This is a genomic window from Paenibacillus oryzisoli (assembly GCF_050467285.1).
In the GTDB taxonomy this organism is placed as follows: Bacteria; Bacillota; Bacilli; order Paenibacillales; family NBRC-103111; genus Paenibacillus_E; species Paenibacillus_E oryzisoli_A.
In genome coordinates, this window is record NZ_JBCMUN010000001.1 from 82,859 (window position 1) to 99,178 (window position 16,320).

Here is a 16,320-nt window from a genome sequence, read left to right on the forward strand (position 1 = left end):
GGATTGAAGTTTCGTGTTACAATAACTATCCTTGGATCATTTTGCGGAGGTGAACGGCGTGTATAAACTGCTCATTGTTGAGGATGAAGAAATATTCCGCTCTGTGCTCCCCACCATTATCGATTGGGCGTCGATCGGCTTCGAGGTCGCCGGTGTGTGCGAGAACGGTTTTCGCGCGCTGCAATTACTCGAAACGATGGAAGTGGATGCGATTCTGACGGATATTCGGATGCCGCTGCTTAACGGGCTGGAGCTGGCGATGGAAGTGAAGAGCCGCTACCCGAAGACGAAGGTGACGCTGTTCAGCGCGTTCAACGAGTTCGACTATGCGCGCAAAGGGCTGGCGTGCGGGGTGTACGGTTATATTTTGAAGTCGGATGGGGAAGAAGAGATCGCCAGCCATTTCGCGCAGATGAGCGAAGTGCTGCACAAGGAGCAGCGCATTCGCGCAGCGAGCGAGGATTTCTGGCGGCAGCGGGAGACCCATTTCAAAGCGATGACGGCAGGCTGTTCAGACATTAAAATGGAAGCGATTGCAAATGCGGAAAAGGCCGGTATTTCGGCGAAGGCGCAAGCCTGCCGGTTGTCGGTATTCCGGCTTGATGAATATAAGCAGCTGATGTTTGCCGCCGGCGTAGACCGGGTGCGGAGGATACAGGAATTCATCCGCGGTTATCTCTACGAGAACCTCGAGATTCATGGACATGGCGTGGTGATTCCCTACAACGAAGCGGTCTGCGTGCTGTGGACGGCTGAGGAGCAAGCTGTGCGGCAGACGGCGGCGGACCTATACGAAGGGCTGAAAGAAGAGCTGGGGCTCATCTACAAGCAGGACGGCGAGGCGCTTGGACTTTCGTGCTTAACGTATCGCGAGCCGCTTTCGCTGGAGGCACTCTGTGACGCATTTTCGCGGAGGAGCGAAGCGTTTCTTCAAATGCCATACATCAGCGGCAGACTGATGGACGCCTGCGAGTTGGAGGAGCCGGGGGCGGGAAGCTCGGTGAAACGTGTGTTTACTTTTGTGGAGGAAGAGAAGTGGATGAAGGAGATCCTGCTGCTGGTGAACGGTGGGGCACAGGAGCCCGTCATCGAGCTGCTCGAAGCGCTCAAGCAGCAGTGGATGGCTGCGAGATGGACGGAAATGGACCGAATGTCCGGCTTTGCCGTGAAATATATGTTGAACGTCGTGAACGTCCTCGCCGGGATGGGGAAGAAACCGGAAGCCTGGCTCGAGCGGTCCAACGCTTACATCAAGGAAATCGGATACTGCGAAACGATTGCAACGCTGTTCAGGAAAATGGAAACGTTTACTGTCGAGGCGTTTGAGTACCTTCAGGATGAAGGCGCGATGAAGAACAGAAAGATCGTGGACGAAGCCGTGGCCTATATCCGCGCGAATTACGCGGGCCCTTTAAGCCTGGAGGAGCTGGCTAAGCATGTGAACGTGCATCCGGTTCATGTGTCGAGGCTTTTCAGCAAGGAGACCGGGAAAACGTTCAAACAGATGCTGACGGAAGTCCGCATGGAGGAAGCGAAGCGGCTTCTGCTCGACATCAACTACCGCGTCTATGAAATTTCAAGCTTGGTCGGCTACGAGAAGCCGCGCTATTTCAGCGAGCTGTTCCGCAGCATGACAGGGCTCACGCCGCTGGAGTTCAGGGAAAAAATGCAGAGAGTCCATTAAGACTCACGAGGAGTCGGCATGATGACATTGAATTTTAAAAAGTCGCTGGCCAAGAAAATCGTGCTGTTCGGAATCATCTTCTCCATGATTTCCATTACCTTAACGACGTTAACTTGTTATCTGGTCACGAACCGACTGATCTTATTCCAATTCGAGCGCGTGAATGAGATTGCGACGGGCGCAGCGGTTGAAAAGGCGAATACGTATTTGGGCGAAATTGCGACGATCGTCAGTCTATCCATGAAAAATGAATACTTCGACAAGATTATGGACTCGGGGGAAGCCGATCCTTACGTGCTGATTAAAGCGCAGAAGGACTACGAAGAGTTTCTAAACAATCTGATTCTGACCAACGATAAGGTGGATTCCGTGATTGTGACGGACTTGAACCGGGGGATTTTCCTCAAGGCGAGCAACTCCGTGGGCAAATCCTACGAGAAATACGGCACGGCCGCGTTCTACGATAACCTGAAAAAGCCGGCGCTGGAATCCCCGGAAAGCCAGTTTTTCCTGGACCGTTATCAAGAGGGCACGTATGAGCGGCTGGCGATTATTTCCCCGATTTTTGAGCCTTATTCCAATACGATTAAAGCGTATATGGTGGTCGTGCTAAGCTCCAAATTAATCGAGGAGATGCAGTTCGCCGGGAACGGCATCTTTATGACCGACCACGCCGGCAATTCTGCGGAAGTAGCGAACCCTGCGCAGGCGGGCGAGCTCGCGGAGCTGAAGTATTCGTTCAAAAACAGCCTCAACTATGCAGGCTGGACGATTACGAATACGTTTACGTTCGACAAGCTGCAGAGGTCGATCAACAGCAATCTGCGCTTGAATATCGGCATCGGGGCGCTGTGCCTCCTGATTTCCTTCGTCATTCTGGCCATTACCGGCAGAAAAATTGTTAAGCCCATTAAACAAATGGAGGAGCAGATCGGTTCGCTTCATCACAGTGACATCGAGAACAAGCCGCTCGCGCTGTCCAAGCGGAAGATGAGCTTCAAGCTGACGCTGCTTATTTTGTACTCCTCGGTGGTTGCCGTTCCGGCCGTGCTGATTACGGGTTCTTCGTATTTCTCCGCTAAAACGACGGTGGAGAGCAAGGTAGGATCTGTCTTCGAGTACAGTGCGCAAATTCTGTATCAGCAGATGGACTTCGTCTACAACAATTATCGGCGCATGACGATCGAGACGTCTTCTTTTAACGAGAAGGTCCAGAAGCTGCTGGATGCCAGCGTTGCCGTCAACAACGATCAAGAGATTCGGGATGAGATGAACAACATTATTTTATCCAGAAATTTATTCGATAAAGGGATCTCGAACATCACGATGTACAATGCGGACGAACGGCTCGTCTACTCATCCACGTACGGCAGGCCGTTCATGATGCGCCCGGATGCCAAGACGGACATCGATTACGTCAAAACGCATTTCAGCACGTTTCTGTGGCGCAGCTATACGGACTCTCCTTTTAATAAAAAAGGGATTCGAATCGGCATGCAGATCCGGGGCGTGGCGGACGGCATCGAGGCCGGGAAGCTGCTCGGCTTCATTCTGGTGGACTTCAACGGCGAGGACATTGAGAAGATGCTGAACGTATTTTTCAAATACAGCTATTTGGATTTGTATCTCGTGGACAGCGCGGGCCAGGATATTTTTACCGATATTGGCCGTAATCAGAAGACGAGCCTGCTCGAGCAGTTGAAGGAGAATAAGCCTGCCCTGGACAAGAATGAAAGGCTCAGCTTCCGCGAGGGCGGCAATAACTACTTGCTGATCTCCAAATTTTTTGAGGAGAACGGGTGGAGCCTCGTCTTTCTGTTAAAGGATTTTAACGAGAGCGAGTATATTTTGTTTTACAGCATTATCGTCCTGATCGGCCTGATTCTGCTCAGTTTCGGCTTCTCGTATGGCTTCTCGTCGATTGTGTCTTTCAACATCTCCGCTTTGGTGAAAACCGTTCGGAATGTGAAAAGGGGCCATCTTCAGGCCCGGTTCAAAAGCAATGCGCAGGATGAAATCTACGAGCTGGGCAACAGCTTCAACGAAATGCTGGAGCGCATCGACCGGCTGATTGAAGAGAAGTATATGTCCGAAGTCAAAATGAAGGATGCCGAGCTGAAAGCCAAGGAATACGAGCTCAATCTGCTGCAATCCCAGATTAATCCGCACTTCCTGTATAACACGCTGAAAACCGCGCAGTACATGGCGTTTGCCAAGGATCCGCGCACGGAGAAAATGATCAAGCTGCTGATCGCGCTTTTCAAAACGAGTATTACCCGGGGAGAGAAGGTCGTGAAGCTGAGCGAGGAAATCTCGCATGTGAAGACGTACATTGAGATCCAGCAGATGCGGTTCGGCAGCAAAATCCATGCAGTCTTCGATGTCGGCGACGAGCTGCTGGACATTCCGGTGCTGAAGCTGACGCTGCAGCCGATCGTCGAGAATGCGATCTATCACGGCCTGGAGGTGACCGATCACGGAGGCACCATCGCGATTGAGGTGCGGAAGGCGGAGGGGCTGCTGCTGGTGACGATTCGCGACAACGGCGTCGGCATGTCCGAGGTGAAGCTGGCGGAGATCAAGGCGAGGCTGGATGGCAACAAGCAGGGAGACAGCATCGGCATCATTAACGTGCACGAGCGCATACGGCTGCATTTCGGCCCCGACTACGGCATTACCGTCGAGAGTCAGTTAGGCGGCGGGACGACGGTCAACATTCATTTCCCTCTACTGGAGCAGCAGGGTTACTTGTCTAAGTAGCCCTGCTGTTTTTCTGCGCAAAGAGGTTAAAAAAGCGGATCAAATGTTATGTTAGAGTCCTACAGTCCGGTACTGTAAACGCTTTATAATTAACCCATAAGCAGCACGAAGGCAACCCAATACGAACAGGTAAGGAGAAGATCTATGGATACGGAAGCTTTACAGTCGCCCACCGTGCTTGGCCAGACGCAAGCAAAGCCGGGATTAAAACGGAGATTAGGCCGGATCGCCAAATATAAATATTTTTATTTTATGCTGATCCCTGTGCTGATCTGGTATGCCATCTTCTGCTACGTGCCGATGTACGGCATCACGATGGCTTTCCAGGATTTTACGATGAGCAAAGGCTTCTTTCATAGTCCTTTCGTCGGTCTGAAGCATTTTAAAGAGCTGTTCGCTGAGGAAGATTTCTGGCGGGCGTTCTGGAATACGGTCATTATCGCAATCTACCGCTTGTTGACCCAATTCCCGATGCCGATTCTCATTGCGCTGCTGCTGAACGAGGTCCGGCATCTGAAGTTCCGCAAGTCGGTGCAGACGATCATTTACTTGCCGCACTTTATTTCGTGGGTTATCGTGGCGTCGATTTTCATCACGTTCTTCAGCCCGGAAACGGGCATCATCGCCGCTCTCTTCAAGGATCAGGCCCAGGATGTGCTGACCAAGCCCGAGGCGTTCCGGTCGGTGCTGGTGCTGACGGATCTCTGGAAGGAAGCGGGCTTCGCTACCGTCATTTATGTGGCGGCCATGGCCAGCATCAACACGGAGCATTATGAAGCCGCTGTCATGGATGGCGCAGGCAGATGGTCGCTGGTCTGGAACGTAACGATTCCTGGCATCCGCAATGTCATCTTCATCATGTTCATTCTGATTATCGGCAAGGTGCTGACGTGGGGCTTCGATCAGGTGTATAACTTCTACAATCCGATGGTTTATTCCACGGGAGATATTCTGGATACGTACATCTTCAGGACCGCCCTCGGCGATAATAAATTCAGCTTTGCCGCAGCGGCCGGGCTGCTGAAGTCAGTCATTTGCGCCGCCTTATTGATCATCTCAAACCGGATCGTGAAAGCGTTCGGGCAAGAAGGCGTCTACTAACTCGGAGAAGAGGTTCCATCATGTACATCCAAAAGCGATTTTCGGCAGCGGATACGCTCATCTATGCCATGCTGGCCGCTCTGGCGCTGCTTGTGCTCATTCCCTTGTGGCGGATTCTCGTCATTTCCTTTTCCTCCCAAGAGGTATACTTAACCGACACCTACCATCTCATTCCCAAAAGCTTCAGCCTTACAGAGTATAAGCGGGCTTTCGGCAGTCTTGGCGGCATCGTGACGGCGCTGCTGCGGTCCGTTCAGATCACCGTGCTCGGCACGTTCATCTCCATGATACTGACGAGCTTCGGTGCCTATGCGCTATCCAAGCGGGATTTGCCGGGCCGGGCGATCATTTTCCGGTTCATCGTGTTCACGATGTTTTTCAGCGGAGGCTTGGTTCCGTTCTATGTGCTCGTGCGAAACCTGCATCTGATCGACACGATCTGGGCGCTGGTCCTGCCGACGGCGATTTCCACCTACAACTTGATCATCATGAAAAATTACTACGCCAGCATTCCGCCAAGCCTGGAAGAAGCCGCCCGCATCGACGGCTATAACGATATTCAAATTTTGTTTAAAATCATTATTCCGATCTCACTGCCTGTCTTTGCAGCCGTCAGCTTGTTCTATGGGGTTGCGTTGTGGAATGATTATTTCCTGGCCACACTCTTTATCAACACCAACAAAATGTTCCCTCTGCAGGTGCTGCTGCGGCAAATGATCATTCAGGATATGGTGACGGCGGAAGTCGGCGTCATGACGTCGGGCTCCAATATGGAGCAGTTTAAAATGGCGTGCATCGTCATCGGCATGATTCCGGTGCTGGCGATTTACCCGTTCGTTCAGAAATACTTCACCAAAGGCATCATGATGGGCGCCGTGAAGGAATGATGGCTACCCGCTTAACGGCGGATGACATAAATCAGCTTGACTTCATTTAAACGATAAAAAGGGAGAGGTTTAAAATGAAAAAGCGCAGCACGATCGTACCTGTGTCTCTGGCAGTGCTCTTGGCGGCTTCCGTACTTAGCGGTTGCTCTCAAGAGCCGGCCAAAGATGCGGGAAGCAGCCCGTCCGCCAAGGCGGATCAGAAAGCAAGCGAGCCGGTGCCCATCCGCTGGGTGCGGGCGGCCAACGAGCAGGACCCGACGAAGGACCGCATTTTGCTGGAACTCCAGAAGCGGACGAACACCAAGATTGAAATCGTCAGCATTCCAAGCGACCAATTTGCAAATAAGCTGAACCTCATGATGGCGTCCGGCGAAAGCTTCGATCTAGCCACCGTAGACCCCGGCAAAACGCTGAACGAGTGGGCGAAGAATGACCTGATTCTGCCTTACGACGATTATTTAAAAAGCGGCAAATACCCGAACATCAACGCGATTGTGAACTCGGACGTGTATAAGGGCTTCAAAATCGACGGCAAATCGTACTTCAAGCCGCTCGGTTTGGCGCCGATGCAGTGGGGCTGGGTCATCCGCACGGACTGGTTGGAGAATCTGGGGCTGAGCATGCCGACTACGCTGGAAGAATTTTATAACGTGGCGAAGGCGTTTAAAGAGAAAGATCCCGACAAGAACGGCAAAGCGGACACGTATGGCGTCTATACCCGGGCAAGCGGCATGTCCGACCCTTCGATCACGCAGCTTGGGCAGTACATTTCGAGAGCGTATGCGGTCGCGGGCAGAACCGATAACTGGGTTACCTTGCCGGACGGCAGCATAACGCGCTATGAAGTGTCGTCTGCTGCGAAAGATGCAGCTGCTTTCTTCCGGAAGATGGTCAAAGACGAGCTGATTAACAAGGATTGGATGAGCTTGAAGCCAGACGGCGCGCAAGGGCCGGAGTCGGATGATTTCGGCGCAGGCAAGTACGGTATTGCGTCTACGACGAAGCCCGATCTGTTCTTGGAGAAGGCGAAGGCGGTCAATCCGAATGCGAAAATCGCGTATCTGCCGCCGCTGAAGGGCGTAAACGGCGTGCCTGCGAACCTGGGTCATTCTGGCGGCTTCTGGAGAGGCAATGTCATTCCGAAGACTTCGAAGCATCCGGAGAAGGTGCTTGAGCTGATGGAATACACGTTGACCAAAGAAGGCCGGGAACTGACTGAATTTGGTATCTCCGGTATTCACTTCACGGATGTGAAGGAAGAGAACGGTCGTCGCGTGTACAACATCAATAAGGCCGAGGCCGATAAGGATTGGGATACGAAGAAGAACGGCTATCTGTACCCGCTGGCTTGGGGCGCGATGAACTATTTTGAATACGCCTACATTCCGATTAAAGAAAAAAATTACAACTATGACGAGGCCTTTAAAAATCTGGAGCCGTGGATCACGACGGAAATGGCCGCAGGCGCGTTCCCGGATTGGTTCGCGACGAACGCCAAGTATACGATCGCGCCGCCGCTCATGAACGTGTTCGACGACAAAGTGCTTGGCGACCAGACGAAGCTGCGCTCCACGTTCGGTGAGGGCTGGTTGAAAGCCGTCGTCGGCGACGACTTCGAAGGCGCTTGGTCGGAGCTTCAGAAGAAATGGCTTGCTGCCGGCGGTCAGGAAGTCATTACGAACGGTCAGGAGTACTACAAGAAAAACAAATAGATTGAGTAGAGGAGAAGCCGGATGTCTGTCTGGCTTCTTCCTTTGAAAACAGGGATGTTCAAGGCTTGAACGTCCTCAAGAAGGAGTGGAATTGATGCCTATTCAGAAATTTACGATCAGCCGGGACGACACGATCTATGAAGCGTGGCCGGATGTGGCGCTGACGGCGCAGGGCAAGCTGATCTGCGTGTTTGCCGAATGCACGCACCATAACGATCGTTCCTACACGCGGATCGTGTACAAAGAAAGCGCCGACCGGGGGCGTACCTGGGGGCCGAAAATCTCGCTGACCGAGGGGACGAAGGGCCGGCCGAGCTGGAACTGCCCGCGTATCTCCCGGCTGAAGGACAACCGGCTTGTCATCGCGGTGGATAAAATCTACGGGGAACGCGAGTCCAAAGGCATCACCTATCTCTGGTTCGGCGATCCCGAGGGCACGGCTTGGGAGGGGCCGATCGAGACGCCTGTGGCGGGAATCGTCCCCGACAAGCTGTGCGAGCTGCCGGACGGGCGCTGGTTGCTGTCGGCGCATGACCGGAGCCCCGTCCATCAATGCGGCGAGCAGCGGCTGTGGTACTCCGACAATCAGGGACAGACGTGGACGGGGCCCGTCACCGTCGCCAGTCAGGCGGGGCTGAACCTGTGTGAAACGAGCATTGTGCCCCTGCCGGATGGTACGCTCGTAGCTTTCTTGCGCGAGAACTCCGGGCAAGGCTGGGACTGCTTCAAAGCGATCTCCCACGATCGGGGAGAAAGCTGGGAAGGCCCTTACCGTGTGCCGCTGCCGGGCTGCCACCGGCCAGTAGCGGGGATGCTCCGGAGCGGGCATATTCTCCTTACGTACCGCTTCCACCAAGGCGGGAAGGGCTGGCTGGGCGCCTGGACGCAAAACTTTTTCGCAGCGCTGACCGATGTCGCTTCAGCGGCCGCCACAGAGCGCAACGAGCAGACGACGCGGATTATGCCGATCGACTTTGATCGAAGCGCGCATTCCGACTTGGGATACTCCGGCTGGGTTCAATTCGAGGACGGGGAAATTTACGTCGTGCATTACATTGTCGACGATGCGCCTAACGCGCAGATTCGAGGCTATAGCTTCTATGAAGCGGATTTTTTGTTGAATCGCTAGCCCATTGCGGAGCGGTTATATAGAGGAGCGTGATCACGATGTGGCAACAAAAGCTGAAAGCATCGATGCGTAACATCACGAAACTACTTACGATCACAGGGGCGGCCGCGCTGATCTTGGCCGGCAGCCTGGTGGCGCCGGGGCAACCGGCGCAGGCGGCGGAAGCGCCATTTTATAATGAAACGGTTCTCTTCGAATCCACAGTGGACGGTTATGCGCAGTATCGCATCCCCGGCGTCGTCGTCACTGGCAACGGAACGGTCATCACATACGCGGAAGCAAGAAAAACGACATCCGATTGGGCGGATATCGACATCTATATGCGCAGAAGCACGGACGGCGGCGCGACGTGGGAGCCCCGGGTGAAGCTGGTGGACGGCGTCACGACGGCGAATACGATCAACAATCCGGTGATGATTGCGGAGAAGAACAGCGGTACGGTACATTTCCTGTATTGCAAGGAGTACAACCAAGCCTTCTACCGCAAAAGCACGGACAACGGCGCGACCTGGTCGGCTCCCGTTGAAATCACCTCCGTCTTCAATCAGTTTAAGACGGAATTTAACTGGGCTGCCTTCGCCACGGGACCTGGGCATGGCATCCAGCTGAACAACGGCAGACTGCTCGTGCCGGTCTGGCTGACGTTAAATACGTCCCACGCGCCTGGCGTCGTTTCCACCATTTATAGCGATGACGGCGGTGCGACCTGGAACCGGGGTGAAATCCTGTGGGATACGCCGGACATTCCGAGTCCGAACGAAACGACATCTGTCCAATTGACGAACGGCTCCGTGATGCTGAATATGCGCAACAGCACCACCGTATCTCCGTCACGCTCATCAGCCGTCAGCTTGAACGGCAGCAGCGAGTGGACGACGCCAAAACTGGAGCCGTCTTTGCCAGATCCGAACGATTACGGCAGCATTGTGCGGTTTACCGATCAGAGCGGCTTTTACAGTAATCGGCTCTTGTTCAGCAATACGAACAACCCTGGCGACCGCTCCAACCTGACGGTGAAAATGTCCATGGACGAGGGCAGCTCGTGGACCTATTCGAAGGTGCTGGCCGCAACCGGGGCCGCCTATTCCGACCTTGCCGTGAGCAACGATAAGAAGACGATCTACTGCTACTATGAGAAATGGAACGGTACGCTGAAATATCACTATCTGGTGTTAGCCAGATTTAATTTGGAATGGCTGACGGACGGCGAACAGAGCCTGGATCCGTTGTCCGGTCCCGCTCCGAGCTTTCCGGCGATCCCGACGGTCAATATGGATGAGCCGTGGAACAATGCGTCGGCTTGGTCGGTTTCCGGTGGCGCGACGATTAGCCCGGCGGGGCAGCTCAGTCTTAGCAGCAATACGGGGACGATTTCATCGGTGAATCGGACGGATCTAAGCATACCGCAGACGTATACACTGGAATTCAAGGCGAAAATCGATGATTTTACCAACGGCGCGATCGGCGTCAGTCCGTATCCGGCTTCGCTCGCCACCAAGATTGGGGACGGGAAATATCGGCTGATGCTGGATTTTCGGACGGACGGCATCTACGTCATCGATAATTACGGCGAGTGGAGGCAGCTAAAAGCCGTCGCGTTAAACAGCAGTTGGCACGTATGGAAAGTCGCCGCTCAGCATGGCGTTGCCGAAGTGTACATGGACGGCGTCTCGCAGGGCAGGTTCGCGATGCAGTCCGGCAACTACGGCGATGTTGTGCAGCACTGGGTGCTGGGCACAAGCAGTGATGCGGCGAGTGCGCATCTGGAGTACTCCAAGCTGTACACCGAGCCGCCAGTTGCAGCAGAGACTAGCGCTGTGAATCTCGATGAGTCCTGGAAGAATGTATCGGCCTGGACGATCGCAGGCAGCGCAGCCGTGAGCCCGGCGGGACAGCTGAATCTAAGCAGCAATACGGGGACGATTTCATCGGTCAGCCGAACGGATCTGGCCATTCCACAAGCGTATACGCTGGAATTCAGGGCGAAAATCGATGATTTCAGCAATGAAACCATCGGCGTCAGTCCGTTCCCGGCGTCGCTCGCGACGAAAGTAGGCGACGGTCAATACAGGCTGATGCTGGATTTTCGGCCGAATGGCATTTATGCGATGACCAGTTACGACGTCTGGACGCAGATTAAGGCTGTGACGCTTGACAGCGCTTGGCATCAATGGAAAGTCCGCGTGACTAGCGGAACCGCGGAAGTGTACATGGACGGCGTGTACCAGGCCGCATTCGCCATGCAGGCGGGCAGCTACAGCGACGTCCTGCAGCACTGGGTGCTGGGCTCCAGCGCAGATGCGGTGAACGCGCATATCGAGTCCACGCGTTTGTACACGAATTTGCCGAGCTCGGCGCCTGTCGGCTACTGGAAATTCAATGAAACGAGCGGTACGGCAGCATCAGATTCCTCCGGCAACGGCCACGCTGGCACCGTGTATAACGGTGCGGTATGGGCGGCGGGCAAGGCCGGGGGCGGACTGAACTTTGACGGTACGAACGACTATGTCGACGTTGGCAATAAGGTGAGCCTGCAGTTCGGCAAAGGAGACTTTACCGCAGCGGCTTGGGTTAAGACGGATACCGTGTCTGGTAACCGGTTTATTTTCTGGTACGGGGATGTCGGCACGGATGTTCCGTCCTGGTGGGTTCAAATGCAGGCGGGCAAACTCGCGTTCCAGGTCGATGGTACATCGGCGCCTACCGGCAACTTTGTTTCGACGGACACGGCGGTCCTGCCGCTTGGCGTCTGGACGCATATCGCCGTCACGCGGGAAGCGTCCATCATTCGCATTTATGTGAACGGCGTGGAGACGAAGGGGATCTATACCAGTTCGATCCCGGACGTGACGAGCGCCTCGAACGGACTCGTGATCGGGAAGGATAAGAACGGAACGACGCGGTACTGGGACGGTATGATCGATGAGGTCCGCGTCTACGACCGGTCTTTGAGTTCAACGGAAGTACAGGCGTTGTGGGGGCAGTGAGTGTATAGCGGTTGCCACGGTGCTTATTTAGCTTCCAATACGTCATTTCAACTTATAACGGCTGCAGCAGCGATTATTTGCTAGAAAACTAGCGAAATTTGGCCGATTTGGCCGCAATAGCCGCTGGTGTGAGACTGTCGATTAATTGTTTATACTTTGGGATTCTGCGAGAGAACACAAAGTGTATACGAATAGTCATATATAATGTGCTGCATTCACATAAAATCAATCAATTCTATTCGAAATATCATACACATTTCGTGATTTGAGGCCTGATTTTGAATATGTATTCGAAAAATCATATACATTCTCTGCGTGTGTCCGTTCACGGATAAAGCTGTCCACAATTAATCGACAGTCTCGCAGTAACCGTTAGCCTTGGAAAAGTGGCGTTTTGCGCCTTTTTTCCTTATAACAAGACTTTCCGTTGAATAGACGGGGGTCTTTTTCTTATAATAGAAGACAGCTCGGTAAAAAGGAGTTGATAGCCATGGCAATGTGCGATTGCCAGATTGGCCCAGCCTCATGCAAAGCCGGTTATGGAGGCGATCCTTTGCATGGGCGGACTTGGAGCAGTACCCGTGTCGCCTAAATGTGCCTAGATCGGTTCCATGATTGGTTTTGCCCCTTATGGAAGTATCCAACGAAAAAATAAGGAGCTGGACCTCATGTGTGAACCATTCATTAGCAACCATCTATTTAACTATATTAAGAAACAAGCCGGGGCTTTGGAGCAAGCGCTCCGAACGAACGCGGATCCGAAGGTCGTGGAATCTGTCAGATATAGCGCGGCAACGAGAATCACAGAATTGTTTCCAGACGCAGCAGCTCAGCAGTTGCAGAAGCTGGAGGCGATTTTCAAACTGCAGTCAGCCGACGACATTGCCAAGCAGCTCAAGGCGCTGGAGCCGGATCGGACGGTGTTTCCGCCGATTACGGCGAAGCAGATTCAGAAGCTTTTTCCCAAGAATAAGAAGCTGAAGCTGCCTGATTTGGAGACGATCGACTTCCGGCATGTCACGTACCTGAGCTGGGTCGATATTGCGACGAACAAGCTGTACATCGTCTATCCTGCTGGCGGGGAATTTGTTGGTGTAGAAGGCAAGTTTACGCCGACGAACAAGAAAAGCTTCTGCTTTGTATGCAATCGGTATGAAGAGCTAGCGCTGTTCACCGCGGTCACCAAGAAACGTCCGGCGCATACGTCGCCTGATTATTACAAAGCGGTTGGCAACTATCTGTGTATGAACGGTCAGGAATGCAATAAGAACATCACGGATACCGCTCCGTTGGAGAGGTTTATTGATTCGGTGATCGGCTGAATAGGAAGGAAAGACTCTCGCCTTTGGGCGGGAGTTTTTTTCTCATAAGAATCGCCATATATTGTGATATACTTGAACAAAGGAGGTTACCCGCCTATGTACGAGCTGAAATTGAAAAATAATGAAGCCTTTGTCATGATTGACGGAGTTGAAGTGAAACTCGAAACGATCATAAATGCATATAAGCAACATGTCTTCGTTGAAGAACACCATAATCGCAATAAAGAAATGACCGATGCTATTTTTACTAACGACGATATTTTATCCCAATTGCAGGGCTCTGAAATGGAATCTGATGAGAGTTTGATAATGAGCAAAAAAGATTTCATGCGTGTTATTAAAGAGGTGCAATGACTGGGAGCGACGATAGGGACTACCGCGTAGGTTGGAAAAGAACAGCGATTGAGCGTTTAGCAACCCTTTATAACATTAACCCTGAAAGGGTCTACGACACGGCCATTGTCATGTTATCGAGGCCTTATTCAAATTCGAAGGGCGTTGCCAATTACCCTGACTTTAAATTTAATGGCTTTCATTGGACTGAAATCGGAAATGTTATTGTTGTCTATAAGATAAATGAAGCTCATAAAATAGTATCCATTCATGCTGTCTTCTCGGCACTTACAGGATTAGCTTTAAAAAAGTTCTATGGTGAGTATGATCCCATGGATGATTAAGAAAAAGACCCGACAGCGGGTCTTTTCGTTTAAGGAGGTACACTTTTACAAGTGGCTGCTATTATACAACAAGCCGTCATCCTCGCGGCGGGCTTAGGAAGTCGTTTCGCGCCGATCACGAGCGTAATCCCGAAGCCGATGCTGCCGATCGGGAATCGGCCGACGCTGGATTATGTGATTGCGGAACTGCTGGAGTCCGGCATCAAGAGCGTGATCATTGTGGTCGGACATCGGAAGGAAATTATCCAAACATACTATCAAGACCATCCTTTTATCCAATTCGTTGTCCAGGAAAAGATGAACGGAACGGCTCCTGCGCTTTATTTGGCCAAGGAACTTCTTCAGCGCGGGCCTTTTGCCCTTTGCTACTCGGACGAGGTGATGGCGGGCGACCCGCCGTGTACGCGGCAATTGATTGACGTGTTTAATCGTCTGGGAACGGCGGATGTCGTCACGGGAATTGAAGCGGTGAGCGAAGCAAAAATTCGCATGTACAATTCAGTTGCTTTTCATGAGTTTGGGGAAGAAATCGTGCAATTAACGGATATTCAGGAAAAGCCGCAAGGGCCGTATCCGTCGACGTATACGGCGATCGGCCGGTATGTGTGCAGCTATCGGGTCATGGAGCATATGGATGCTATGAATTGGGATGAGCGCGGTGAAGGGACCGAAGTGTATGTGACGGATGTTTTGCGGGAATTGATGGGGCGGGGAAATATTTATGGTGTTAAATATGCAGGGAAGCGTTGGGATACGGGGACGAAGGAAGGTTGGTTGGATACGAACATCGCCATGCGAGATCATCAGACCCGATTATGGCCGGATGCGAAGCTGTAGCTGATGATGACAGACGATGTGTGCTCGACCGACCTCCGTCACGTCATGAAGGGAAATACGGCGCGCTTGGAGTTGTGGCGTGGTGCGAAAAGCTTGCTGCCGCGGCCAGTGGGGAGTGAAAGATGCAAAAATGCAGGAATTTCCCGTAAATCGGATGATTTAAGCGGAATTCCTGCAATTAGGCATCTTTTTTCTCTTGTTTCCTTGAAATTAGGCTGATTCGCAGGAAAAGCCTGCCTAATTGCAGGCATTATCCCAGATCAGGCGGCGGAGCGCGCAAAAGCCTGCTTGTTTGCAGGCTTTACGGCGGCAACGGCGACGGCGTTGCCATCGGCAGGCGCAGCTCCCGCCCACGCCCTACCCCAGCACGCCGATAGAGATAATGCCCAACACGATCAGCATGGAGCAGACGATACGCACGGTGCCCTGCTTCTCTTTAAGCACGACGATGCCCAGGATCGTGGCAAAAAAGGTGCCGATTTCGCGCAGCGGCGAAATATGGGCGAGCGGCGCGTAGGACATCGCGAACAGGAACAGCAGGTACGAGCCGGGGTTGAGAATCGACCCGAGCATGATGATGTTCCGGTTCAGCCGCCACTCCATGCGAAGCTGACTTGAACGCAGGAGGTGCGGGGTGAGTCCCGCAACGAAACCGATATTGGTGACCTCGAGCAGCGAGATCGCCGAAATATGCGCGAGGTTGAGCTTGTCGACGAGCACGTAGCTCGTGGTACACAACCCAACGCAGAGTGCCATAAGAAAAGGTTTGAGAGGAGCGGCGGAAGCCGCTCCTTTTCGCATGTTCGTCAAGAGGCCGCTGAGCAAGACGAAGCCGCTAACCATGCAGAGCAGCCCGAACCAGCCCCAGGGGGACAGGGTTTCATGAAAAAACAAGACGCCCAGAACCGGAACAAGCAACGTGCTCGTGCCCCGCATGATCGGGTAGACCTGGGAGAGGTCACCCATGCTGTACGTTTTGGCAAGCAGCAGAGCGTAAACGGCCTGCAAAGCCGCGGACAGCAGCAGCAGCCCATAAGCGGATAAGGATAACGGATGAGTCCAGAGCTCAATAATCAGTTTGGGCAACAGCAGCACGGTCGTAACGGCCATAATGCACCAGAGAAAGACGCCTTTATCGTGACTGCGTTTGGTAAAAAGGCTCCAAATCGCATGCGTCAACCCGGATGCGATGACAAGGGTGGTGGCCAGGAGTATCACCTCATC

General features: G+C 53.0%; 12 protein-coding genes. 11 read left to right on the forward strand and 1 reads right to left on the reverse strand.

What is annotated here, in order from left to right; translation table 11 throughout:
- Window positions 1-58: 58 nt before the first annotated feature.
- The 11 genes from ABE504_RS00305 to ABE504_RS00355 all read left to right on the forward strand — a co-directional run bounded on the left by ABE504_RS00305 (window position 59) and on the right by ABE504_RS00355 (window position 15,096).
- Window positions 59-1,684 carry a response regulator transcription factor gene (locus ABE504_RS00305; protein ID WP_430082855.1) on the forward strand — a complete coding sequence of 542 codons (1,626 nt, stop codon included), beginning with the start codon at window positions 59-61 and terminating at the stop codon, window positions 1,682-1,684.
- Window positions 1,685-1,702: 18 nt separating this feature from the next.
- Complete coding sequence (locus ABE504_RS00310; protein ID WP_430082858.1) at window positions 1,703-4,444, forward strand: sensor histidine kinase; 2,742 nt, start codon at window positions 1,703-1,705, stop codon at window positions 4,442-4,444.
- Window positions 4,445-4,588: 144 nt separating this feature from the next.
- Window positions 4,589-5,545 carry an ABC transporter permease gene (locus ABE504_RS00315; protein ID WP_430082861.1) on the forward strand — a complete coding sequence of 319 codons (957 nt, stop codon included), beginning with the start codon at window positions 4,589-4,591 and terminating at the stop codon, window positions 5,543-5,545.
- A 20-nt stretch (window positions 5,546-5,565) separates the two neighbouring features.
- Window positions 5,566-6,432: a carbohydrate ABC transporter permease gene (locus ABE504_RS00320; RefSeq protein WP_430082864.1), complete on the forward strand. Its 867-nt coding sequence runs from the start codon at window positions 5,566-5,568 to the stop codon at window positions 6,430-6,432.
- A 74-nt stretch (window positions 6,433-6,506) separates the two neighbouring features.
- On the forward strand, window positions 6,507-8,144 hold the full coding sequence (locus ABE504_RS00325; RefSeq protein WP_430082867.1) for an extracellular solute-binding protein: 1,638 nt from the start codon (window positions 6,507-6,509) through the stop codon (window positions 8,142-8,144).
- Window positions 8,145-8,238: 94 nt separating this feature from the next.
- A complete protein-coding gene (locus ABE504_RS00330) occupies window positions 8,239-9,273 on the forward strand; it encodes a sialidase family protein (RefSeq protein ID WP_430082870.1) in 1,035 nt (344 codons plus the stop codon).
- Window positions 9,274-9,311: 38 nt separating this feature from the next.
- Window positions 9,312-12,260, forward strand: coding sequence for a LamG-like jellyroll fold domain-containing protein (locus tag ABE504_RS00335; protein WP_430082873.1), 2,949 nt, complete (start codon window positions 9,312-9,314; stop codon window positions 12,258-12,260).
- A 668-nt stretch (window positions 12,261-12,928) separates the two neighbouring features.
- Window positions 12,929-13,582: a FusB/FusC family EF-G-binding protein gene (locus tag ABE504_RS00340; protein ID WP_430082875.1), complete on the forward strand. Its 654-nt coding sequence runs from the start codon at window positions 12,929-12,931 to the stop codon at window positions 13,580-13,582.
- 96 nt (window positions 13,583-13,678) lie between these two features.
- Window positions 13,679-13,936 carry a hypothetical protein gene (locus ABE504_RS00345; protein WP_430082878.1) on the forward strand — a complete coding sequence of 86 codons (258 nt, stop codon included), beginning with the start codon at window positions 13,679-13,681 and terminating at the stop codon, window positions 13,934-13,936.
- Window positions 13,933-14,259 carry a hypothetical protein gene (locus tag ABE504_RS00350; RefSeq protein WP_430082881.1) on the forward strand — a complete coding sequence of 109 codons (327 nt, stop codon included), beginning with the start codon at window positions 13,933-13,935 and terminating at the stop codon, window positions 14,257-14,259. Before ABE504_RS00345 ends, ABE504_RS00350 begins: the two co-directional genes overlap by 4 nt.
- A 51-nt stretch (window positions 14,260-14,310) precedes the next feature.
- The gene (locus ABE504_RS00355; RefSeq protein WP_430082884.1) at window positions 14,311-15,096 is read left to right on the forward strand and encodes a sugar phosphate nucleotidyltransferase; all 786 of its coding nucleotides are present in this window, start codon (window positions 14,311-14,313) and stop codon (window positions 15,094-15,096) included.
- 357 nt (window positions 15,097-15,453) lie between these two features.
- Here the strand turns inward: ABE504_RS00355 and ABE504_RS00360 are convergent, their stop codons facing one another.
- Complete coding sequence (locus ABE504_RS00360; RefSeq protein ID WP_430082887.1) at window positions 15,454-16,314, reverse strand: EamA family transporter; 861 nt, start codon at window positions 16,312-16,314, stop codon at window positions 15,454-15,456.
- Window positions 16,315-16,320 lie beyond the last annotated feature (6 nt).

What these genes read in the sequence shown, in the direction of transcription:
- ABE504_RS00320 (WP_430082864.1), top strand. Translation starts at nt 5,566, where the DNA reads ATGTACATCCAAAAGCGATTTTCGGCAGCGGATACGCTCATCTATGCC.
- ABE504_RS00345 (WP_430082878.1), top strand. Translation starts at nt 13,679, where the DNA reads ATGTACGAGCTGAAATTGAAAAATAATGAAGCCTTTGTCATGATTGAC.
- ABE504_RS00335 (WP_430082873.1), top strand. Translation starts at nt 9,312, where the DNA reads ATGTGGCAACAAAAGCTGAAAGCATCGATGCGTAACATCACGAAACTA.
- ABE504_RS00325 (WP_430082867.1), top strand. Translation starts at nt 6,507, where the DNA reads ATGAAAAAGCGCAGCACGATCGTACCTGTGTCTCTGGCAGTGCTCTTG.
- ABE504_RS00310 (WP_430082858.1), top strand. Translation starts at nt 1,703, where the DNA reads ATGATGACATTGAATTTTAAAAAGTCGCTGGCCAAGAAAATCGTGCTG.
- ABE504_RS00330 (WP_430082870.1), top strand. Translation starts at nt 8,239, where the DNA reads ATGCCTATTCAGAAATTTACGATCAGCCGGGACGACACGATCTATGAA.
- ABE504_RS00340 (WP_430082875.1), top strand. Translation starts at nt 12,929, where the DNA reads ATGTGTGAACCATTCATTAGCAACCATCTATTTAACTATATTAAGAAA.
- ABE504_RS00315 (WP_430082861.1), top strand. Translation starts at nt 4,589, where the DNA reads ATGGATACGGAAGCTTTACAGTCGCCCACCGTGCTTGGCCAGACGCAA.
- ABE504_RS00350 (WP_430082881.1), top strand. Translation starts at nt 13,933, where the DNA reads ATGACTGGGAGCGACGATAGGGACTACCGCGTAGGTTGGAAAAGAACA.